This is a genomic window from Staphylococcus hsinchuensis (assembly GCF_038789205.1).
Classification (GTDB): domain Bacteria; phylum Bacillota; class Bacilli; order Staphylococcales; family Staphylococcaceae; genus Staphylococcus; species Staphylococcus hsinchuensis.
This window is the reverse complement of record NZ_CP128355.1, coordinates 745,652-766,845: the sequence shown is the minus strand read 5'-3', so window position 1 is coordinate 766,845 and position 21,194 is coordinate 745,652. Positions and strand designations below refer to the sequence as shown.

20 protein-coding genes, 1 pseudogene and 1 riboswitch are annotated in these 21,194 nt (G+C 33.5%); of the genes and pseudogenes, 11 read left to right on the top strand and 10 right to left on the bottom strand.

The window, feature by feature from the left end:
* Positions 1-207: 207 nt before the first annotated feature.
* Both QQM35_RS03790 and QQM35_RS03785 read right to left on the bottom strand, forming a co-directional pair.
* Positions 208-567 carry a winged helix-turn-helix transcriptional regulator gene (locus QQM35_RS03790; RefSeq protein ID WP_251521182.1) on the bottom strand — a complete coding sequence of 120 codons (360 nt, stop codon included), beginning with the start codon at positions 565-567 and terminating at the stop codon, positions 208-210.
* Between the two features lie 207 nt (positions 568-774).
* Positions 775-2,103, bottom strand: coding sequence for a sodium-dependent transporter (locus tag QQM35_RS03785; protein WP_251521185.1), 1,329 nt, complete (start codon positions 2,101-2,103; stop codon positions 775-777).
* Between the two features lie 334 nt (positions 2,104-2,437).
* Here QQM35_RS03785 and brnQ point away from each other — a divergent pair, with 334 nt between their 5' ends.
* Together brnQ and QQM35_RS03775 are read left to right on the top strand one after the other, a co-directional pair.
* The gene (gene brnQ, locus QQM35_RS03780; RefSeq protein WP_251521187.1) at positions 2,438-3,736 is read left to right on the top strand and encodes a branched-chain amino acid transport system II carrier protein; all 1,299 of its coding nucleotides are present in this window, start codon (positions 2,438-2,440) and stop codon (positions 3,734-3,736) included.
* A 150-nt stretch (positions 3,737-3,886) separates the two neighbouring features.
* Positions 3,887-4,258 (top strand): iron chaperone, encoded by a 372-nt coding sequence (locus tag QQM35_RS03775; protein ID WP_251521190.1) that lies wholly within the window; start codon positions 3,887-3,889, stop codon positions 4,256-4,258.
* 128 nt (positions 4,259-4,386) lie between these two features.
* Here QQM35_RS03775 and QQM35_RS03770 read toward each other — a convergent pair whose 3' ends face one another.
* Complete coding sequence (locus QQM35_RS03770) at positions 4,387-5,133, bottom strand: alpha/beta hydrolase (protein WP_251521193.1); 747 nt, start codon at positions 5,131-5,133, stop codon at positions 4,387-4,389.
* A gap of 121 nt (positions 5,134-5,254) precedes the next feature.
* Positions 5,255-5,800: a hypothetical protein gene (locus QQM35_RS03765; protein WP_251521920.1), complete on the bottom strand. Its 546-nt coding sequence runs from the start codon at positions 5,798-5,800 to the stop codon at positions 5,255-5,257.
* A gap of 389 nt (positions 5,801-6,189) precedes the next feature.
* On the opposite strand from QQM35_RS03765, the gene QQM35_RS03760 reads away from it, so the two are divergent.
* A complete protein-coding gene (locus QQM35_RS03760) occupies positions 6,190-6,783 on the top strand; it encodes a poly-gamma-glutamate hydrolase family protein (RefSeq protein WP_251521196.1) in 594 nt (197 codons plus the stop codon).
* A gap of 159 nt (positions 6,784-6,942) precedes the next feature.
* On the opposite strand, the gene QQM35_RS03755 is transcribed toward QQM35_RS03760, so the two are convergent.
* Entirely contained in the window at positions 6,943-8,163 is a 1,221-nt protein-coding gene (locus QQM35_RS03755; RefSeq protein ID WP_251521198.1) for a CynX/NimT family MFS transporter, read from the bottom strand.
* Between the two features lie 240 nt (positions 8,164-8,403).
* Here QQM35_RS03755 and QQM35_RS03750 point away from each other — a divergent pair.
* Positions 8,404-9,844 (top strand): annotated as a pseudogene (locus tag QQM35_RS03750) (MDR family MFS transporter).
* 189 nt (positions 9,845-10,033) lie between these two features.
* Positions 10,034-11,197 carry an MFS transporter gene (locus QQM35_RS03745; protein ID WP_251521237.1) on the top strand — a complete coding sequence of 388 codons (1,164 nt, stop codon included), beginning with the start codon at positions 10,034-10,036 and terminating at the stop codon, positions 11,195-11,197.
* 49 nt (positions 11,198-11,246) lie between these two features.
* Here the strand turns inward: QQM35_RS03745 and cspD are convergent, their stop codons facing one another.
* The gene (gene cspD / locus QQM35_RS03740; RefSeq protein ID WP_251521251.1) at positions 11,247-11,447 is read right to left on the bottom strand and encodes a cold-shock protein CspD; all 201 of its coding nucleotides are present in this window, start codon (positions 11,445-11,447) and stop codon (positions 11,247-11,249) included.
* A 286-nt stretch (positions 11,448-11,733) separates the two neighbouring features.
* Here cspD and QQM35_RS03735 point away from each other — a divergent pair, with 286 nt between their 5' ends.
* Together QQM35_RS03735 and QQM35_RS03730 are read left to right on the top strand one after the other, a co-directional pair.
* Positions 11,734-12,156, top strand: a complete 423-nt coding sequence (locus tag QQM35_RS03735) for a YxeA family protein (protein ID WP_251521255.1) — start codon at positions 11,734-11,736, stop codon at positions 12,154-12,156.
* 107 nt (positions 12,157-12,263) lie between these two features.
* Complete coding sequence (locus QQM35_RS03730) at positions 12,264-12,680, top strand: DUF1093 domain-containing protein (RefSeq protein ID WP_251521258.1); 417 nt, start codon at positions 12,264-12,266, stop codon at positions 12,678-12,680.
* A 110-nt stretch (positions 12,681-12,790) separates the two neighbouring features.
* Here QQM35_RS03730 and QQM35_RS03725 read toward each other — a convergent pair whose 3' ends face one another.
* Both QQM35_RS03725 and fosB read right to left on the bottom strand, forming a co-directional pair.
* Positions 12,791-13,198 carry a YjdF family protein gene (locus tag QQM35_RS03725; protein WP_251521261.1) on the bottom strand — a complete coding sequence of 136 codons (408 nt, stop codon included), beginning with the start codon at positions 13,196-13,198 and terminating at the stop codon, positions 12,791-12,793.
* 175 nt (positions 13,199-13,373) lie between these two features.
* Positions 13,374-13,814 carry a FosB/FosD family fosfomycin resistance bacillithiol transferase gene (fosB, locus tag QQM35_RS03720; protein ID WP_251521264.1) on the bottom strand — a complete coding sequence of 147 codons (441 nt, stop codon included), beginning with the start codon at positions 13,812-13,814 and terminating at the stop codon, positions 13,374-13,376.
* Between the two features lie 387 nt (positions 13,815-14,201).
* Between fosB and QQM35_RS03715 the strand changes: the two genes are divergently transcribed.
* Positions 14,202-14,648 carry a helix-turn-helix domain-containing protein gene (locus QQM35_RS03715; protein WP_251521267.1) on the top strand — a complete coding sequence of 149 codons (447 nt, stop codon included), beginning with the start codon at positions 14,202-14,204 and terminating at the stop codon, positions 14,646-14,648.
* Between the two features lie 95 nt (positions 14,649-14,743).
* Here the strand turns inward: QQM35_RS03715 and guaA are convergent, their stop codons facing one another.
* Positions 14,744-16,285: a glutamine-hydrolyzing GMP synthase gene (gene guaA, locus QQM35_RS03710; RefSeq protein WP_251521286.1), complete on the bottom strand. Its 1,542-nt coding sequence runs from the start codon at positions 16,283-16,285 to the stop codon at positions 14,744-14,746.
* Between the two features lie 20 nt (positions 16,286-16,305).
* Positions 16,306-17,772: an IMP dehydrogenase gene (gene guaB, locus QQM35_RS03705; RefSeq protein ID WP_251521289.1), complete on the bottom strand. Its 1,467-nt coding sequence runs from the start codon at positions 17,770-17,772 to the stop codon at positions 16,306-16,308.
* A gap of 610 nt (positions 17,773-18,382) precedes the next feature.
* Positions 18,383-18,485: riboswitch (purine riboswitch) on the bottom strand.
* Between the two features lie 246 nt (positions 18,486-18,731).
* Here guaB and QQM35_RS03700 point away from each other — a divergent pair.
* The 3 genes from QQM35_RS03700 (at position 18,732) to QQM35_RS03690 (ending at position 21,155) form a co-directional block, all read left to right on the top strand.
* Positions 18,732-19,142, top strand: a complete 411-nt coding sequence (locus QQM35_RS03700; protein WP_251521292.1) for a general stress protein — start codon at positions 18,732-18,734, stop codon at positions 19,140-19,142.
* Between the two features lie 234 nt (positions 19,143-19,376).
* Complete coding sequence (locus QQM35_RS03695) at positions 19,377-20,039, top strand: hypothetical protein (RefSeq protein WP_251521294.1); 663 nt, start codon at positions 19,377-19,379, stop codon at positions 20,037-20,039.
* Positions 20,040-20,171: 132 nt separating this feature from the next.
* Positions 20,172-21,155, top strand: a complete 984-nt coding sequence (locus QQM35_RS03690) for a hypothetical protein (protein WP_251521297.1) — start codon at positions 20,172-20,174, stop codon at positions 21,153-21,155.
* Positions 21,156-21,194: the final 39 nt, after the last annotated feature.

Genomic DNA, 21,194 nt, shown 5'->3' with positions numbered 1-21,194 from the left:
TTCACAGGTAAATAATAACTATAGCCAAACGAACAAAGAGTCTGAGACAAAAATAGGTGTCTCAGACTCTTTATCAATTTGGCAGTAGATGACTGAATTGAAAATGCGCTTAGAACAAGCTTTTTTCAATTCTAGTCATCCTTGACGGGGTGGGACAACGAAATCTCTATTAGCAAATTCGATTTCTGTCCCGCTCCCTTATTTTAATTATTTAGGTTGTTCTCCATAACGTTTACCATAGCTTTCCATTAAATCAATAATCGATAATAAATCTTTGCCTTTATCAGTTAAACTATAAACGACTTTAGGTGGCACTTCTGGATAAACTGTACGTTTAATTATTCCATCTTTTTCTAATTCACGTAATTGCTTCGTTAAAGACCCTTGGGAAATATCAGATAAAAACTTCTTAATATGATTATAACGACGGTTTTTCTCTTTTAAATACCAAATTATAAGATTTTTATATCGACCTGACAGTACATTTTGAGTATAAGCAATGCCATAAATATCGCGATGTTCTTCAATAACTTCTTGATCAAAGCCATAATTACATATTTTAACCATTTAAATCCTCCATTTCACAAAGGTACGAAAATTGATATTTATGTTTTATTCATTTAACAACAATACACGAATATGTAGGATAATCCGAAAAATTTGTTTTAACTAATAAGTCATTAAACGTAGTTAAACTTCACGTCTAAAGTGATATATATAAAGAGTCTGAGACAAAAATAAGTGTCTCAGACTCTTTTTGAAATAGTTATTAAATTAAATAAATTGAACAATAAATATAACAATAATAACGATAGGTAGTACGAATTTTACTAAATAATACCATGGTAAGAATAACTTAAATCGATTATTACCAAAGTGTTCTTTCAGTTCATTTTTATTTAATAAATGACCAACAACAAGTGTTGTACCTAATGCTCCTAAAGGCATTAAAATATTAGAAACTAAAAAGTCCATATTATCAAAAATAGTACCTGCTCCAAATTTAATACCACTCAAACTACTAAATGATAATGTTGCTGGAATACTGATAATAAACACTAAAATACTTGCCCAAAAAGCTACTGGTTTACGTTTCGTATTATCATTTTTAGTGAAGTTCGATACATTTAATTCTAATAATGAAATAGATGACGTTAATGCTGCAAATAAGAACAAGATTAGAAAGATTAAATAGAACCCGGAACCGAATGCCATTTGATCAAATACTTTCGGTAATACTTTAAATAACAAGCCTGGCCCTTCTGTCGGTTTATATCCAAATGATTTAATTGCAGGGAATATCGCTAAACCGGCCAGCACTGAAACTAAAATATTCATGAGTACGATAGAAACTGCTGATGTTTTAATCGGCATATCTTTTGAAGCGTAACTTGCGTAAGTAATCATTCCAGTTGTCCCTAAAGATAATGTGAAAAATGATTGCCCCAATGCAAATAGCACGCCTTCCATCGATACATCTTCAAGTCGAGGTTGTAATATATATTTCAAACCTTCGATTGAACCATCAAGTGTTAAAGATTTAACAACGATAATGATTAAAAAGATAAATAGCAACGGAATCATAAATTTAGATGCTTTTTCAAGGCCTTTTTCTACGCCTAACATTACGATAAGCATCGTTAATAATATAAACACACCTTGGCCAATTAACGTTAACACCGGACTACCAATAATCGACTCAAACTGAATTTCTCCAAGTTTCGTCTGATTAAATGACAATATTTGTGCTGCTACATTAAAAATGTAAATGATAATCCAGCCGCCGATAACACTGTAAAAGCCGAACAATACAAATACTGCTAAATTACCGTTCCAACCTATTATATTTAACCATTTCTTTTGTGTTAGTTTACTATATATTTTAGTCGTATACGTCTGTCCCATTTTTCCGACTGTAAATTCCATAATTAATAATGGCAGTCCTACAAAAATTGTAAATATGAGGAACATTAATAAAAATGCGCCGCCCCCATATATACCTGCCATATAAGGAAACTTCCACATCGCACCTAAACCAATTGCAGAACCAGCACTTGCTAGAATGAAACCTGTCGAGGTTTTCCATTGCGATTGTTTATCCATAGTTTTTCATTCCTTTATTTTAACTTTATTGCGTTAAAGCGTTTATGTAATATAGCATTTACTATATCATTTTTAGTGTATTCTCTCAATAGGAATTTAACTTTTATACGAAAAAAGCTAAATCCTGAACTGCTTATATAAAAGTGAAAACACCGGATAAATAACCCGTCTTCACTCAATTTCTAGTAAAATATGTCTGATTTATGACCAGATTAAAGAGTTAATACTTTAAATATTATAAATTATCTGAAAAATTATTGAAATAAATTATCTTTTATGTTAAAGTTCGTTATGTTTTCTTAGAACAAACTCCCTTAAAATTGAGGTATTGGAAATGAATAAACTTATTATTATCTCAGGTCTTATGCTATTTTCATTTTTCTTTGGTGCCGGAAATTTAATCTTTCCGCCGATGTTAGGTTATACAGCACAAGGAAATATGTGGCTTGCAATGTCAGGTTTCGCCATTACGGGTATACTTTTACCATACATTACCGTAATTGTCGTTGCATATATGAATAGCGGTGTTGAGAGTATCGGTAACAAAGTACATCCAGTCTTTGGTACGATATTTGCGGTCTGTATCTATTTATCTATTGGTGCACTCTATGGTATACCGCGTGCAGCAAACGTCGCTTATGAAATTGGTACAAACCATGTGTTACCTGTACATAACCATTTCACGCTTATCGTATTTTCAGCGATATTTTTCCTAATTGTATATTTTATCGCTTTATACCCAAACCGTATCGTGGATAATCTCGGTAAATATTTAACACCTTTACTCATCATTATCATTGCAGTCCTTTGTATCCTTGTAATTATCCATCCTGAAGGCTCAATCGGTGAACCTACAGGTAAATATACAAAGGCACCAGTCGTGCCAGGTATATTAGAAGGTTATTTCACAATGGATTTAGTTGCGGCGTTAGCCTTTTCAGTCGTTATTGTACAAATGTTTAAAATTAAAGGCATTACAGATCAGAAAACACTTGTAACGAACGTGATTAAATCTGGGTTTATTTCAGCTATGTTACTACTCATTACTTATTTCGCACTCGCTTACGTAGGTGCCACAACGGATAAACCTGGTCTAAAAGATGGTACCGACATCTTAACGTTTAATTCATTACGTGTCTTTGGCTCTTACGGAAACTTAGTATTTGGCATTATTATTATTTTAGCTTGTTTAACAACATGTGTAGGTTTAGTAAATGCATGTTCTGCCTTTGCAATGAAAAAGTTACCAAAGATTTCTTATAAAATGTTTGTCCTAATCTTTACACTAGTAGGATTCTTAGTTTCTACACTCGGTTTAGATTTAATCTTACAAATTGCAGTACCATTACTTACATTTATTTATCCAACATCTATTGTGCTCGTACTGATTTCATTGGTAAGTATTTTCATACCGTATGAATTGAAATTTGCATTTATCTTACCAGCATGTGTAACGTTATTCATTTCAATTTTACAAATCATTTCTGATTTCAAAATATTAAAACCTGTAACGGCACTTTATCAGTCATTGCCATTATCGAGTATACAACTGGCTTGGCTCATACCATTTATCATATTGTTAATTATTGGTATAATTGTCGATTATTTCCTGAGAAATAGAAAATTAGCATAGTTCAAACAGAACCTTATAATATATAAAATAATGAAATCCTCTTACAATGATGAATGTAAGAGGATTTTACGCTTTCGCAGTTAAAAATAGCCACTCCGTTTGAGCTTGTGTTATATTTTTATTAATAATAAATAGAGAAGGATGGGAATCATGACTGAATTTAACTCATTTATTGAATCTATCGAAAAGCCTGAAGACCAAGAAACGATGCGTGACATATTTAACTGGATGGACGAAAACTTTCCTAAACTTGAAACAACAGTAAAATGGAACCAACCCATGTACACAGATCACGGCACTTTCATCATTGCATTCAGTAAAGCTAAAAAGCACTTCTCAGTCGCTCCAGAAGCCAAGACCATGAAACAGTTTAGCGAGCGTATTGAACAAGCTGGTTACGCACAAACACCTAATTTATTCAAAATACAATGGACTCAAGAAATAAACTTCGAACTGCTTAAGGACATTATTACTTACAACATAGAAGATAAAAAAGACTGCTCTACTTTTTGGAGAAAATAAGAAACTGGAAATAACAATCAAATCACATAATGAACAACCATACCAACTTTAAATAATATTTAATAAAAGGCCGCAATTGAATTGTCTCAATTGTGGCTTAATCTTTTTATAATCTTCAATGTCTGCATCTATACATCTAAGTGATCTTCGAAAAATGCTATGATTTCTTGCTCAACCGCTTCACGACCTGAACCATGCGTCATTAAATGTTTTGAATCGGTAAATCCATTTAAATATTTCGTATCATGGTTAATGTGATCATGAATATAATGTGCACTCGTACGATAATCTGGGTCGTCTTGCAAACCATAATTAATTGTAATGGGTGCAGTGATTCTATCTAAGTGATTCATAATATCTTCAACCATTAATTGAAACTTATTGAGTTCATCATTATATGTCTCAATCGAGTCTAATTGCTTAGAAATTTGTGTATCATCTAACCCTACGACTTGCCCCATGCGTTGACAATAGTTGTTTAATCGATGCGCTAATCCTGCATCGCTTTTCTTATAAGGTGTAGACATAATCGCAATTGCTTCAATATCTTCTTTTTCAGCCAGCTTTAACGACAATAATCCTCCTAAAGAAACACCGCAAACACTTACTTTATTATATCCTTGTTCAGTTAAATATCGATAAGCCGTTAATGCATCTTGCCACCAATCGTCCGTCCCATATTTCATAAATTGGTCTAACATTAAACCATGACCTTTATATGCAGGAACGTAACATGTAAATCCAGCTTTATGTAATTTCGTAGCGAGTAACTTGACGTCTCTCACTGTACCTGTAAATGAGTGCAACAAGATAATTGCATGTTCAGATGATTTATTTTCTAAAAAAATTGAATCTGGTTGTTTTACATTAATCATTTTTACCACTCCGTCTAAAATTAACATTCCTATTATTTCCAATTGTACAATAAAAATCCTCTCAAAATAATAAATGAAGATTATTATCTCGAAAGGATTGACTCTCTACTTTAAATCTATATTAAGTACTTTGTTTAGCACTAAAGAACTGTAGCTCATAAATTGATTTTTCATTAAATGTATTAAAGCTATCGAGCTTACCATTTAAGTGTAGCTCTTGTACTTTACGACTTACATTGTGCTTATAAAAAATCTTAATGTGTAAATCAGTTTCATTCGCATTTGAACGAATTGTATTATCAAGTTCTTTAAATACATCTCTATTTATTGGTAATAAATACCCTTCTTTACTAGGTAAAATATTAACATATTTTTCCTGTAGTACATTGTTATTACCGAGGTAGATTTGTACCTTAATCTCTTTTGCTGCACCGCCGCCAAGGTTGTACATCTTCAAGAAATCTTGGTCAGTATTTTCTTCATTTGCATTGCCTGTGTTTCTTAGTTGCAACCCTTCTTCATCTTTAATAATTAATATTTGGTTAAAGCTTAAAGCTGGGATAAAACTTATTCTCATTTGATATAACTGAATACTTACTGAGACAAAGTAAAATAGTGCCATGATAAAGGTTCCTATTGAACCTATAGCTGAAATAATACTTATAATAATAAAAACCTCCAATTTTCAATTTATTCATATCTTATATAACTTTTACATTTTTTCTATGACTAAAACATATTTAATTAAATTTATCATTAAAGTGAACTTTTTTATTAAATTCCACTACATGTTTTTATCAAATATAAACAGGGAACTGACAAATAGTTATCCGAAATTTTAATACTTTTACATCTTTTGCATTTGTAATCTTTTTAAATTTCGTACTTTTTTCTAATATTATTCTAAGGGATTAGGAGTAGCTTATGTTTAAATCTAATGCTTTATCACGTTATCTTTCTATCCCTGCCAAATTAATCTTAGCGTCAGGGCTTATTATCATCATGATCTTACTTATCTCATATAAACCGATCTTTGCAAGTGATGAGTACGACTCAATGACTGACCTCATGGAAGATACTAAAGAAGGTGAAGATTGGGTTATTTTCAAAAATGTTACCGGTAGCGATACTCTCATTGCGGCAATTCATGGTGGGAATATAGAAGCCGGAACTACTGAATTAGCCAAATTGACTGCAAATTTAGGGACTTATAATTATTATACGTTTAAAGGTATAAGAAGAACGAACAATGATGAACTGCATGTAACTTCTACGAATTATAATGAACCTACTTTAGAAGAAATGCAGGAAAAAGTATCCAACTCCGTCATGATTCACGGGGCCCACGGTAATGAACCTGTAGTATATTTAGGCGGTAAGGATAGCGATTTAAGAGAAGAAATTGGCGATAATCTAGAAGACAAAGGCTTCAATGTAGAAGAAACTCCTGATTATTTAGAAGGCCGTTCCGATGACAATATTGCAAATAAAAATGGTAAAAAAGCCGGTGTTCAACTCGAACTAACGACCGCCTTACGTCAATCATTTTTCAAAAATGATGATCTCTCCGCATTCAATAGAGAAAACGCAGATAACTGGACTGGAGAGATGCATGACTTTGCTGAAGCAATTCATGAAGCCGTCCATTAACCTTAATTGTCTCGTATTAAATGTCTACCTCACGAAGGCGACAAAGAATAATATAACATTTGACAATACAAGATACAATGATTGTTTAATAAAACCCCAATATGCTATTCGTTTAATAGCATATCGGGGTTATTTTATATAAATATACAGTTATCTCATCTATTCATCTTCCACTACTCTGTCTTTAGCTGCACCTAAACCGAAGATCATAAAACATATTGCCATCAATAATAGCGTACAAATACTAGTTACCCAAGAGCCTGAAACATCATATAAATAACCTATTAGAAATGGGCCTAATGCAGCAATCAAATATCCCACTGATTGCCCAAATCCTGATAATTTAATACTACCTAGATGTGTACGTGACCTTAATGAAAAGAAAACCATACTCAAACTAAATCCTGCTCCCATCGCTAATCCTGAAATAATCATTCCTAACACAAGCAAGACGATAGAATGAGTGAAGAATAAGCTAAACCCTACGATAAACAAAGCACTAATGATTAATATCATGAGACGTTGGTCTTTTATTTTAGAAGCAATAATTGGAAAAACAATTGTCATCGGAACTTGTGCAAATTGATTCATCATCAACAAATAACCCGATAGTGACGGAGAAAGTCCTCGACTCATTAGAATTGAAGGTACCCATGTAACAACACTATAGAAAATCATAGATTGAAATCCCATCATCAAAGCTAGTAGCCAAGCAACTTTAGAATTAACAACCTTTACTGATCCAGTAGCTGTATTTGTCTGTGATTTATCTTCGTGTGAAGAAAGCTTCTCGAGGTTTACATTTTCACGTAATTTGAATATCCATAATACAAATGCTATTACTGCGAAGACGACCCAAAATACCAATGAGAGTCTATAACCTAATTGCGACATTGAAGCTAGTGGTACGCTGAGTCCTCCACCTAATCCTGCAGTAAAGTTCATTGTGCCACTATAAAGGCTTGTCATTATGCCAATATGTAAAGGAAAAGCCCATTTCACAAAGCTTGGTAAGACAACGTTACCGATAGCTATCGCAACTCCTAAAATCAAGGTGCCTATTAAAAAGAGCTCAACGCCACCAACTACTCGCAAACATAATCCAATCATTAACGTAATCATCGCATAAAATATCGTTTTAGACATTGTAAATCGAGCGGTTAACTTCGAAACTAACGGCGACGTTATTGCAAACATCAATAGCGGAATCGTAGTTAACATGCCCGCTACTTTATGATTCAGATGTAACGATGACTTGATTTCATCTATTACTGGCCCGACTGCTGTGAGAGGCGCTCTTAATGTAGAAGCAAAAAGTATAATTGCTAAGACGAGTAACCAGTTACGTTTATTTCTGATAATAGTTTCAGCTTCTTTCATCTTTATCTCTCCTCTACAATGTCGGTGTTTATACTATGAGTTCTACTTTTAAAATCAATTATATTTAGTTTAACATTTAAAACATTAGTATGTTGGATATGCATATGAGTGAGAGTAGTTTTAACTTTTTAAAAACTTTAATAGCCATTTTAATAAAACGTTCGAAAAAATGGTTTGCCAAGCTAACTAAAAAGGATTAAAATAATTTATTGTGATCAATTAAGAGAGGAGATGTATACGGTGACAGGTCATAAGTTGTCTACCAAAAAAAGAAATACAATTATTTTAGTCATGCTTAGCAGTGCATTTGTAGCTATGCTTAACCAAACACTACTCAACACTGCTTTACCGGCCATTATTTCAGGATTGAAGATTTCTGAAACGACTGCACAATGGCTCATAACAGGATTTATGCTCGTTAACGGAATCATGGTACCTTTAACAGCATACTTAATGGATAAATACCACACGAAACCACTCTACATCTTCTCCATGAGTATGTTCTTATTAGGTTCAATCATCGCAGCGCTAGCCCCCTCATTTGGACTATTGATGTTTGCCCGTGTAATACAGGCAATTGGCGGCAGGGGTACTCTTACCTCTTATGCAATTCACGGTTTTCACGCTATTTCCAGCTGAAAAACGCGGATTTGCAATGGGTCTCACAGGTATTGTTGCACAATCAGCACCTGCGATTGGCCCTACTTTAACAGGTTTACTAATTGATGCATTTAGTTGGAGAGTGCCGTTCATTGTTGTAGCTGTTATCGCATTAATTGCCTTTATTATTGGAAGTATCTTTGTAGAAAGTAATAACGAAACAAAAGATACAACGTTAGACAAACCTTCTGTAATTTTTTCAACTCTAGGATTTGGCTTAATGCTTTACGCATTTAGTAGCGCTGGTAATCTTGGTTTCTCATCACCGATTGTTATCATCGCTTTAGTACTAGGTCTCATCATCGTTGCAGTCTTTGTGACACGTCAAATCAAACTCGACAATCCATTATTGAACATGCGCGTATTTTCAAATAAAACATTTACTTTAGCGGCATTCGGTTCAATGATTCTCTTTATAGGCATCGTCGGCCCTGCATTATTAATTCCAATGTACGTTCAAACTGGTCTAGGATTAACTGCTATATTATCAGGACTCGTAATCCTACCAGGCGCAGTTGTTAATGCCTTTATGTCAGTTTATACCGGGAAAATTTATGACAAGTACGGTCTGAAAGTGTTAGCCGTACCTGGTTTCATTTTATTAATTATCATGACAATATTACATTGTTTCTTAACAGTGGATACACCTTATTGGTACGTCGTTGTTATTTATGCGATTAGAATGTTTGCTGTAGCGCTTATCATCATGCCTTTAAATACAATTGGGGTAAATGCTTTAGAACCTCAAAACATTTCACACGGTACTGCCATTATTAACTCATTAAGAATTATTGCAGGTGCAATTGGTACAGCAATTATGATTACAATCATGGCAATCGTAAGAAAGAACTACACAGCACAAACACATTCAGGTGAAACGAAACATCAAATGATGCAACACGCTACCGTTATTGGCGTCGATACTGCATTCTTCTTTACGACGATACTATTAGTCGTAGGCTTTATACTCACGCTTATGATTAATACAAAACAACAAAAGACTGCATCTAACACTAAATAATGAATATAGAAAAAGACGAGCCTGATGGCTCGTCTTTTCTTATGTATGCAGAATACTACTGAACTCTTAGTAAACTATATAACTATACGTTTTAAGCATAATTGATAATAGTTAATAGGTATTTGTTATACATAGAATTGTCACTTACACTTTTTATATCAAGTAATTATGATATAGGAGTGTTTGAACATGAAAAATAGTAAGGTGATTATCCTTATTTTAACAATTGGTGTTTTTGGAATATTGAATACTGAAATGGGATTTATTGGGCTAATACCTGAAATTGCAAAACACTTTAATGTTAGTACTTCAACTGCAGGGTGGCTCGTTTCTGCATTCGCTATTGGCATTGCAATTTCTGGACCAATTTTACCCTTGCTAATGTCAAAGTTTGAAAGAAAGAAAGTGATGGTGCTCGTACTTACAATCTTCGTAATAAGTAATATAATTTCCGTGTTTACGACAAGCTTTGCGGTGCTCTTAATAGCACGCATCATTCCTGCTATATTCCATCCGGTTTATACTGCATTAGCGTTTTCAGTAGCAGCAAATACTGTAGAGGAAAAAGAGGCACCTAAAGCTGTATCGCGTGTCTTTATTGGAGTCTCAGCTGGAATGGTCGTAGGTGTGCCTATCGTTAACTTTTTAGCCAGCCATTTCAATTTACAAATCGCGCTCGCTTTCTTTGCGGTAATTAATGTGATTGTGTTAGTTTTAACGATTCTGTTTGTTCCTACTATGCAACCAAATGAAACTCAAAGTTATAGCACTCAACTAAGTGTATTAAAGCGACCTTTAACTTGGATTTCTATTATAGCCGCATTAGTATTTAATGGCGCCGTATTTGGTGTTTACAGTTATTTAACTGATTATTTAAATACAGTGACAAATATGAGCGGTAACCTTGTTGCGATTACTTTATTTTTATATGGAATTTCAAATATCGGTGGAAATATTTTAGCTGGAAAATTATTAACGATAATACCGAAGAAAACAATGTTGTGTCTTCCATTTGGCTTAATTATAGTTTATGTTTTGATGTTTAGTTTCGGTTCATTCCTCGTACCGATGCTAATTATTACAGTCTTATGGGGATTATTAGCAGGACTCAATACTAACATTACTCAATTTATGGTTACAGATGCTGCGCCTGATGCTCCTGACCTATCCAACGGTATTTTCTTATCATCTGTAAATGTTGGTACAACTTTAGGCACATTTATTGGTGGTTTGTTTATCACAACACTCGGTTCAAACTTCGTCGTATGTGTGGGGATTATCGCAAGCGTATTAAATATCTTATTAATTATTATACGACATAAACATTCACAAACACCTATCATATCGAATTAACAGCAAATAAAAAAGACGAGCCTGTTGGCTCGTCTTTTCTTATAAGTTATTATTTTTTAACAACGTTAGCTGCTTGAGGACCGCGGTCGCCTTCAACAACTTCAAATTCAACTTCTTGGCCTTCTTCTAATGATTTGTAGCCTTCTTGAGCGATAGCTGAAAAATGTACGAATACGTCATTTCCACCGTCAACTTCAATAAAACCAAAACCTTTTTCTGCATTAAACCATTTAACTGTACCGTTATTCATAATAAACTCCTTTATGTGTGCTTTTGCACGAAATATTTGTAATTTGTCTTAAAAAATCAAAAGGAGTAAATTCAAATAGAATAAAACTTCAAATCAATTTCACGAACTTAATTACTTGATATCCATTGTAACCTTTAATTAGACATTTGTATACCATAAATTTTAAAAACAAACATGCACATGTGACATTTTTGTTAGTGCATAGCCATAAATGTCACATAGAATTGTAGAGCAGTACCCTAACAAAGTATTAAGCTATAGTTAGTTATTAATTAGGAGGTATAACATGAATAAAAACATAATTATTACAATAAGTTCTATCGTCGTGGTACTCGCATTAATTGTTGGCGGATTATTTGGTTGGAAAGCATATGCAGAAAGTCATACAGATAACCGAACTGCAGTTGATTATGGAACATTAAACCCTTTAGTACAAAGTAAAGACTACTACGTAAAAACACAAAAGCCTACAAAAAAGGAAACAACAGACACTAAGCATTCAGATGACAAATTTACAACCTATACTTATAAACAAAAAAGTGCGAATAAAGATGGGAAAGTCAAAAAAATAAAATTTACAGTTACCAATAAAAAATTAAAAACAAATCACTACCTAAAAGTCACTCAAAAATTAGGCCAAACTCAAACATATAAAGAAGTCCCAAAAGATAAAGTTCCGAAAAAAGCATTAGAAAAAATTGATAAGTAAGTTAAATAATCAAGTAAAGTAGTATAATAAACTGTATTTGAAGTCCAGGCTTAAAAAGATAAATGACTATTACGTATTATTCTGAAATTAAATAAGGGAGGTATAACATGAATAAAAACAAAAAGGTTACAATAATTACAATAAGTTCTATCGTCGTAGCACTTGCATTAATTGTTGGCGGATTATTTGGTTGGAAAGCATATGCAGAAAGTCATACAGATAACGAGAGAATAGTTACTTACGGAAATTTAAATCCATTAGTACCAACCAAAGAATATTATGTAAAGACTAAAAAACCAGGCAAACCTCAAAAAGATAAGAACACACATGTAAAAGCTATTTACAATCAATATGGCGCAGATAAAAATGGTGACCGGAAATTTATTCACTATAACCCTTATGGTAAAAAACGATTAAAAACAGGACATTATTTAAAAATCAAAGTAAAACTAGATCGAACAAAAACGTACGAAGAAGTCCCAAAAGATAAAGTTCCGAAAAAAGCATTAGAAAAAATTGATTAAAATAAATATTCCCCTTGAGTTTAACTACTCAAGGGGATTTTTCGCTATAAAAACTCAACATTCTTGTTGAGAAGCTAGGAAGTATAGACAGGTTGGATGAACAATTAATATTAACGACCTTTATGTTTTTGTTTTGCTTTATGTCTTTTTATTTGTCTCTTACACGTTTTATAAGCTTCTTGCCTCGCTTTACGCTTTTTACGACTTTCTTTTTTATTTAACTCTTGTTCTTGTTTCAAAGCTTGTTGCGCTTTCGTCATGTTTTTTGGTGTTTGTTGTTCTTTAGCTACCTGTCTTTGTAATCGTTTAGGGTTTACTTTTTGCTTTTTTATTTTTGTAGGTACTAGCGTACTCGTTTTATCTAATAAAATAAGCAGTTGATTATCAATAAACTGCAGTATTTGTTCATCATTAGGTTCTTGTCCAAAAGTATATTTCACAAATTTAGATTTGCTTCGACTTTGATACTCAACAATACCTACAAAAAACTGACCATCATGAAATACATTAAGTTCCATGTTGCCCCTCCTCTATTTTACTTGGAAATGAGGGACGACCCGAGGAGGAAGGTTACTGACAATTTTCCTAAATTGCATTGGGACTACCAACCCAATTGTGTTTTTACATTTCCTAAGATTATTCTATCTTATTTATAGTTTGATGAAAAGGTAATTTCTAGTGTAAGTAATCCTGTTACTTTAATGCTCGCAATCCTTTATCTGTAAATTCCATGTGTGGCTTCTCTTCTTTATAATATTTCAACCTATCTTTTAATGATCCTGTATGTAATTCAAGTTTATGACCATCTGGATCAGTAAAATAAACCGATTTTTTATCCTTAATATTTCTATCTCTGCCATCTAAAATATTAACGTGATTTTGTTTTAACCACTCATACCACTCTTCAAATTCATCTTCTTCTATAGTAAATGCAAGATGCGTATAAGAAAATTGTATTTCATTTCTAGGAATATCTTTCTCTTCATTTAAAGCTAACCATACTCCCCCAAGGATAAAGTATGCTGTTTTACCACCAGAAACTAATAAATCACCTTGCAACACTTTTTTGTAAAATTGTATAGAATGAGACAAATCAGAAACCGAGTAAGTTATATGATTAATTGATTGAATCAACTTTTACTCCTCCTAAAATTATTTACAATTATCTACCCTTTTCACTGCTTATATATTGAAAAATTCTTCGTAATGCAAGTGACCTTGTTGTATTATATTTATCTTTATAATTCAATAACTATCATTTATAAATCTCATAATTATCGATATCTATTCATCTTCAGTCTATAATACTTATTGTAAGTTATATTAAATATAATTTTTTATAAATCGCTAAACTATCAATTATCTGAACAAATGGATTAAAAAAGCAGAAATCACACTGACTATAAACCTAGTAAGATACTGATATAACAAGGATGCAACTATATAGTTACATAATGCAACTACTAGATCCTACTTTTAATTTTATTTGTAAATTACATTTATTAATAAGGAGGAGAGTATATGAAATTTCATAGTAAATTAAAAGAAGAAAGAAAAAAACTCAATTTATCTCAAGATGATTTAGCTCAAAAATTAAACATAAGCAGACAATCTATTTCAAAATGGGAACGCGAAAAAGGATACCCCAATATCGAAACACTTATAGAATTAAGCGAAATATTTAATATTACAATTGATGAATTACTGAAAGGAGATGATTTTTTGAAAGATAAATTAATTGAAGACAGTAAAAAACTTAAACATCCAATATTATTTAATATTGGTGAACTTATTGGTTTGATGGGGTTAATTTTATTAATAACAACCTTCGTCCTTAAAGCTATTTCACTTATGACCATACATGAAGTCCTCCCTTACCTTCAAGGATCGCTACCAGTTACAATTGCTATTATTTTAATGTTAATCAGTTGGGGCACGTATGAACTATTTGGTAAAACTTATAAATAAACTTGATTCAATTCTATAATTCATATTTCTCTCTTTCTGTAAATATACAAAAACCCCTTAAGCTCATGCTTAAGGGGTTACCTCATTCTATCTTATTATTCCCATTCTATTGTACTTGGTGGTTTTGAAGTGACATCGTACACAACGCGGTTGACGTGGTCGACTTCGTTAACGATTCGGCTTGAAATCTTTTGTAAGACATCCCAATCGATGCGTGCAAAGTCACTTGTCATACCATCTATTGATGTTACTGCACGGATGCCGACTGTATGATCATACGTACGGTAGTCACCCATCACACCTACAGATTGGATACCTGGTAATACAGTGAAGTATTGCCAAATATCACGTTCTAGTCCCTCTTCACGAATCACTTCTCTTAAAATTGCATCTGATTCACGTACAATTTCTAGTTTATCTTCTGTAATTTCACCTAATACACGGATTCCTAAACCAGGTCCTGGGAACGGTTGTCTCCATACGAGATGTTCAGGAATACCTAATTCAATACCTAGTTCACGAACTTCGTCTTTAAATAAAGTATTGATTGGTTCGATTAATTGGAATTCCATATCCTCAGGTAAGCCACCTACATTGTGGTGTGACTTAATTGTTTGTGCTGTTTTTGTACCTGATTCGATAACATCAGTATATAGTGTACCTTGTGCTAAGAAATCTACGCCTTTAAGTTTTGATGCTTCGTCATCAAATACATACACGAACTCATTTCCGATAATTTTACGTTTTTGTTCTGGATCTGACACGCCTTCTAATTTATTCATGAAACGTTCTTGAGCGTTGACACGAATGATGTTCATGTTAAAGCCTTCACCAAATTGTTCCATGACCATGTCGCCTTCACCTTTACGTAACAATCCATGATCAACAAAGATACATGTCAGTTGATCCCCAATAGCTTTGTGTAATAATACCGCAACTACTGAAGAGTCAACACCACCACTCATGGCACATAGTACACGACGATCGCCAACTTGCTCACGTATCTTTTCAATTTCAATTTCGATGAAGTTCTCCATTGACCATTCGCCCGTACATTCACAAACACGACGCACGAAATTTCTCAATAAATCATTACCGAATTCCGTATGTCTTACTTCTGGATGGAATTGCACGCCGTAAATACGACGAGATTTATCTTCAATTGCTGCGTAATTTGTGCTAGGGCTATCTGCAATCACTTCGAAACCTTCAGGTATTTCGATGACTTTGTCCGAGTGACTCATCCATACGTTTTGCTCCTCAGGTAATCCGAAGAATAGTTCGTCAGTCTTCGCATTAATCTTCGCTTTACCGTATTCACGTTGTTCGGCACGTTCAACTTTACCACCTAGTAATTTCGTCGTAAGCTGCATACCATAACAAATGCCTAAGATTGGAATACCTAAGTTATAAATTTCTGGATCTATTGAAAATGAATTTTCTTCATAAACTGAGTTCGGTCCACCTGAAAGGATAATACCTTTTGGATTTAAGCGTTTGATTTCATCAATACTAATTTCATGATCATGTAACTCACTATATACGCCCATTTCACGTATACGTCGTGTAATTAATTGGTTGTATTGGCTACCAAAGTCTAAAACAAGAATCAGTTCTTGTGCTTTCGCCATTTCCATAACTGTAAATCTCCTTTAATTTAGAATGAATAGTTTGGTGATTCTTTAGTAATTTGGACATCGTGTGGATGACTTTCTGCTAATCCAGCTGGTCCCATACGTGTAAATTGTGCTTCTTCTCTTAATGCTTCTAAATTTCTAGAGCCTGTATAACCCATTCCTGAGCGAACACCGCCCATTAATTGATAAATAGTATCTTGTAGCACACCTTTATATGCAATACGGCCTTCAATACCTTCAGGAACGAATTTTTTAGGGGCTTTATCTTCTTGGAAATAACGATCGTTTGAACCACTTTCCATAGCACCAAGTGATCCCATACCACGGTAAACTTTATATTGTCTACCTTGGAATATTTCAGTAGCGCCTGGACTTTCTTCTGTACCTGCAAGTAAACTACCTAACATTACAGCATGTCCGCCTGCTGCTAAGGCTTTGATGATATCTCCTGAGAATTTAATACCACCATCAGCGATAATTGCTTTACCATGTTTACGTGCTTCTGTCGCACAATCATATACCGCAGTGATTTGTGGTACACCTACACCTGCTACGACACGTGTTGTACAAATTGAACCTGGTCCAATACCAACTTTAACAACATCAGCGCCCGCTTCGAATAACGCTTTAGTACCTTCGCTTGTGGCAACGTTACCTGCTATAACTGTCACTTGTGGGAATTTCTCTTTAATATGTTTAACTTGTTTGATAACACCTTGTGAGTGACCGTGTGCAGTATCAATAACTAACGCATCAACGCCCGCTTCAACTAATTTTTCGGCTCTGATATCTGTGTCTTTTGCGATACCAATTGCTGCTGCAACTAATAATCTACCTTGATCGTCTTTTGCTGAATGAGGGAATTCAAGCACTTTCTCAATATCTTTGATTGTGATTAATCCTTCTAAACGACCATTTTCAACAAGTGGTAGCTTTTCAATCTTATGATCTTGTAATAATGATTCGGCTTCTTTCAACGTTGTACCTACTGGAGCAGTCACTAAGTTCTCTTTAGTCATTACGTCTGAAATTTTAATTGAGAAGTCTTCAATAAATCTTAAGTCACGGTTTGTAATGATACCTACAAACTCTCTGCTGTCCATATCTTTTACAATTGGCACACCAGAAATACGATATTTACCCATGAGTGCTTCAGCTTCATAAACACTTTCTTCTGGCGTAAGGAAAAATGGATTAGTGATAACGCCATTCTCTGAACGTTTAACCTTTTGAACTTCATCAGCTTGGTCTTCAATGTTCATATTCTTATGAATAACACCTAAACCACCCTGTCTTGCCATTGCGATTGCCATTTTTGATTCAGTAACTGTATCCATACCTGCAGATAATACTGGTATGTTTAATTTCACTTTGTCTGAAAGTTGTACACTTAAATCCACTTCTTTAGGTAATACATCTGACTCTGCTGGCATAAGTAACACATCGTCAAACGTTAATGACTCTTTTTCGAATTTGTTTTCCCACATAACGTTTATAGCCTCCTATGATTTGTTTTAAGATTCACTCATAATATACAGCTGTTGTTGACACTTCTTATTAAATTCTGAAACTCAAAGTAACAAATCTTCATGCTCGTGTTTCAAATCAACGTACTATTTAGCCCTTTTACATTGAAATACTTAGATACTTTCATCATACCCGTTTAACACTTGGCGATACAACATTCTTGGACAAATTATTTTGAATTTAGAATTTAATATTACCTATTATTCTAACACCATATACGATTACCATGGCAAGCACTTTGAAGAGGAAAGTTGAAACATACGAAGATTTCGCTTTGAAAATGCAATAACGCAATTTCTTTGTTGACCGATTCAATATGTTTCTAACCTATCTTTAAATGCAATCCCGTAAAAATGATATAAAAAAATCCTCAAACTACTAGAGTTTCAGGACAATATGAGTGAGCATTCAATACATTTGAAATAAACTGCTAAAATAACCGTTGAACCTCATGAGATACAACACTAGTTATTTTAAAATTCCATATATTTCAAAGAAACAATTTAGAAGCTATCCAAAAAGAATCTTTAATCTTAATAGATATTAAAGTTGGATTCCAATAAAGTTATGGGTATTGTAATGATCACTCATAGTCATATCGTTTATGGCGACATGGTAGAAACTTCTAAAGCCGTATTCTTTAGATTATATGAGTTAGATAAATTATTTAATGATGATAGCAGACTTTAGCGTTATTTTCAACAGCGTGAACTTTAGATCATTACATTTTAATAAACCATTGAAATAGATCTCAATTGAAAGTTTGCAACACTAAAAGTTGATTTTATAGTTTTGAAAGCATTTACATCGAGATTGTCATCTAATTAAATCGGTTATATAATAAAGTTGTCATCGTTTTATCTACTATGAACAGGGTAAATATTAAATAAAGACAGTACATCGGACGGAGGGACACACTATGGAAGATTTAACAGTGGTAAACAGTAAAAAAGAAGTATTATCAACACTTAACGAAAAGCTTTCACAAGGCTATAAAGAATCTGAATTGTCTGTGCTAAGTAAAGAGAAACTTCACTTTGATGAACTTCATGATTCAGAAGTGAATTTAACAGCAACAAGTGGCTCATTCAGTGATAGAATCGCTCGCATTTTAACAGGTGAAGACGGCGAAGCAATGGTCTTATCTTATTATGATATTCCAGATGATGATAAAGAACGTTATAAACAAGCAATTCTAGACGGTAAATATATTGTGGCTACAAAAAAAGACGATACTTCTCATAAAGAAGTAGAAGATTATAATGCAGCTTATATCCATGAAAAACCTAAAGGCCATTATGCTTCAGAATCAAAAGGACCTAAGTCTTGAACAGATCCAGGCTTAACACCTTAATTCAATTAAGCCACCACACAAAGCTATAATTTTAATAAATTTTCAGAGGTTGAGACATTAGCGTGTTCTCGGCCTCTTTTTACTATATAATTATAAGCTAAAGATTTTTGAACATCGCAATAAATTATTTTTCATAATTTTTTTAATAATTATTTACGTATTAATAATTGAATATGTTACAATATAGCCAATTATTTCGGGGGTGTATGCATGGAATTTAAGATTGTTACTTCAATTGAAGATCCACTATTTGATTCAGCATTAGACTTATATGATGGTAAATTCGATATTTCGTTAAAAGAAAGTAAGCAAATTTTCAAGCAATCATTAAAAAATGAACACACAAAGGACGACTATATCTTCCTAGTAGGTATAGAAGAGGATAAACCTGTCAGTATTGCTACAGCACATTATGAGGCCACAACTAATTCTGCTTTTTTAATCTATTTGATTGCACTGGATGTACCGAATCATGATGAGATTATCACACAGACGTTAAATGAAATAGAAAGTGAAATTAATCAACTATCTAATCAACTTCATTCCCACGATGTAAACTTTATTATGATGGAAGTACCTAAAGAGCCAGATGAGATTTCTGAAGACTATATTCCATTTTTAGACCACCGTCGTCAATTCCTCTTTGAACACGGGTTTGAAAAACAAAATGAGTTAGAATATTTAGCCACTAGTTTAGAAGGATATCAAGACGGTATCCCAATGGATTTGTTTATTAAGTCTAGAATCGAACTCAGTAAAGATATCTTCGGCCCGAGTATTAAATCGAATTACATTTTAAAATATGTGTTTGCAAATAAGATATCTAGAAGTATCATTTACCCTCTACTTGAAGAGATGGGCTTGCGTAAATGATTGTTAAATCGACTTGAAATCACTATTCAAACAGGTTAAACTATCATAGAGGTAAGACTGACGCGTCACTGACCGAAGACAAACGTCAGTATACATATTTTTATAAATTAATTAATGAAAGGACTTATTTCTATGTTAACCAAAGAATTTGCGCAACGTGTGGAGCTAAGTGAAAAACAAGTCCGTAAAATCGTTCAACATTTAGAGGAACGCGGCTACCAACTTAGCAAGACCGAATACCGCGGCCGTGCAGCAACTGATTTCCAAGAGGAAGATATCGAATTATTCAAAGATATCGCAGAGAAAGTGAAACAAACAAATAGTTACGATTTGGCTTTTGAAGAGTTGGAAAAGGAAAAAGACTTTTTACAAGTGCTCGTTAAAGAAGAAGGTAGTCAATTACCAAGTGATCAACACGTAGGACAATTAGTTGAAGATTTACGTAACGAAATCAACAAAATGCGTGAAGAGCGTCAAATGTTAGGACAAATGATTACCCAAGTCCATCAACAACAAGCTGAATTACAAAAGATGCAAAATCAAATCACTTCTAAGTTAGACGCCAATACTGAGTCACTTAAAGCAATCCAATCCTCAACAGATAAGATTAAATCAACGCAAGATACAATTAAAGATTCACAGAAAGAACAAGTTGAATTTGCTAAGAAACAAGCTGAAACATCAAAAGAAGATAACAAAACGCAAGCAAATCCAAACAACGCATCTGGTCAATCTTCAGTGAATGCTCAAAGTGCTACTCAAAAGCAAGCACCACAACAACCAACAACACAAACTGCCAAAGAAGATTCACAATCTAAACAATCAACTCAAGCAAATACAGACAACAAAGAAATTACACAAGTTGGTGCACAACCACAATCAACAACTGCAACATCAAGCACTGACACAACAAAAGCAACGGCTAATCAAGCTTCTAAACAAACAGATGATCAATCAACTCAGCATTCTACAAATGCTACATCATCTGCAAAACCAAGTGAGGAACAAATGACACAACCAAGCCATAATACAACACAATCACAATCCTCACCACTTTCAAAAGAAGAACCTAAAGAAGAGCGCAAAGGATTTTTCGCACGTCTCTTCAACCTATAAAATGTTATAAGTTTATACATCAGACATGTTTCATCGATA

Excerpts from the sequence above, each read along its gene's own strand:
- QQM35_RS03700 (WP_251521292.1), top strand. The coding sequence starts at position 18,732 with ATGGAAGATTTAACAGTGGTAAACAGTAAAAAAGAAGTATTATCAACA.
- guaB (WP_251521289.1), bottom strand. The coding sequence starts at position 17,772 with ATGTGGGAAAACAAATTCGAAAAAGAGTCATTAACGTTTGACGATGTG.
- QQM35_RS03725 (WP_251521261.1), bottom strand. The coding sequence starts at position 13,198 with ATGGAACTTAATGTATTTCATGATGGTCAGTTTTTTGTAGGTATTGTT.
- QQM35_RS03760 (WP_251521196.1), top strand. The coding sequence starts at position 6,190 with ATGACTGACCTCATGGAAGATACTAAAGAAGGTGAAGATTGGGTTATT.
- QQM35_RS03735 (WP_251521255.1), top strand. The coding sequence starts at position 11,734 with ATGAATAAAAACATAATTATTACAATAAGTTCTATCGTCGTGGTACTC.
- QQM35_RS03690 (WP_251521297.1), top strand. The coding sequence starts at position 20,172 with ATGTTAACCAAAGAATTTGCGCAACGTGTGGAGCTAAGTGAAAAACAA.
- QQM35_RS03745 (WP_251521237.1), top strand. The coding sequence starts at position 10,034 with ATGAAAAATAGTAAGGTGATTATCCTTATTTTAACAATTGGTGTTTTT.
- QQM35_RS03775 (WP_251521190.1), top strand. The coding sequence starts at position 3,887 with ATGACTGAATTTAACTCATTTATTGAATCTATCGAAAAGCCTGAAGAC.
- QQM35_RS03770 (WP_251521193.1), bottom strand. The coding sequence starts at position 5,133 with ATGATTAATGTAAAACAACCAGATTCAATTTTTTTAGAAAATAAATCA.
- guaA (WP_251521286.1), bottom strand. The coding sequence starts at position 16,285 with ATGGAAATGGCGAAAGCACAAGAACTGATTCTTGTTTTAGACTTTGGT.
- brnQ (WP_251521187.1), top strand. The coding sequence starts at position 2,438 with ATGAATAAACTTATTATTATCTCAGGTCTTATGCTATTTTCATTTTTC.
- QQM35_RS03730 (WP_251521258.1), top strand. The coding sequence starts at position 12,264 with ATGAATAAAAACAAAAAGGTTACAATAATTACAATAAGTTCTATCGTC.
- QQM35_RS03715 (WP_251521267.1), top strand. The coding sequence starts at position 14,202 with ATGAAATTTCATAGTAAATTAAAAGAAGAAAGAAAAAAACTCAATTTA.
- QQM35_RS03790 (WP_251521182.1), bottom strand. The coding sequence starts at position 567 with ATGGTTAAAATATGTAATTATGGCTTTGATCAAGAAGTTATTGAAGAA.
- QQM35_RS03785 (WP_251521185.1), bottom strand. The coding sequence starts at position 2,103 with ATGGATAAACAATCGCAATGGAAAACCTCGACAGGTTTCATTCTAGCA.
- cspD (WP_251521251.1), bottom strand. The coding sequence starts at position 11,447 with ATGAATAACGGTACAGTTAAATGGTTTAATGCAGAAAAAGGTTTTGGT.
- QQM35_RS03695 (WP_251521294.1), top strand. The coding sequence starts at position 19,377 with ATGGAATTTAAGATTGTTACTTCAATTGAAGATCCACTATTTGATTCA.
- QQM35_RS03755 (WP_251521198.1), bottom strand. The coding sequence starts at position 8,163 with ATGAAAGAAGCTGAAACTATTATCAGAAATAAACGTAACTGGTTACTC.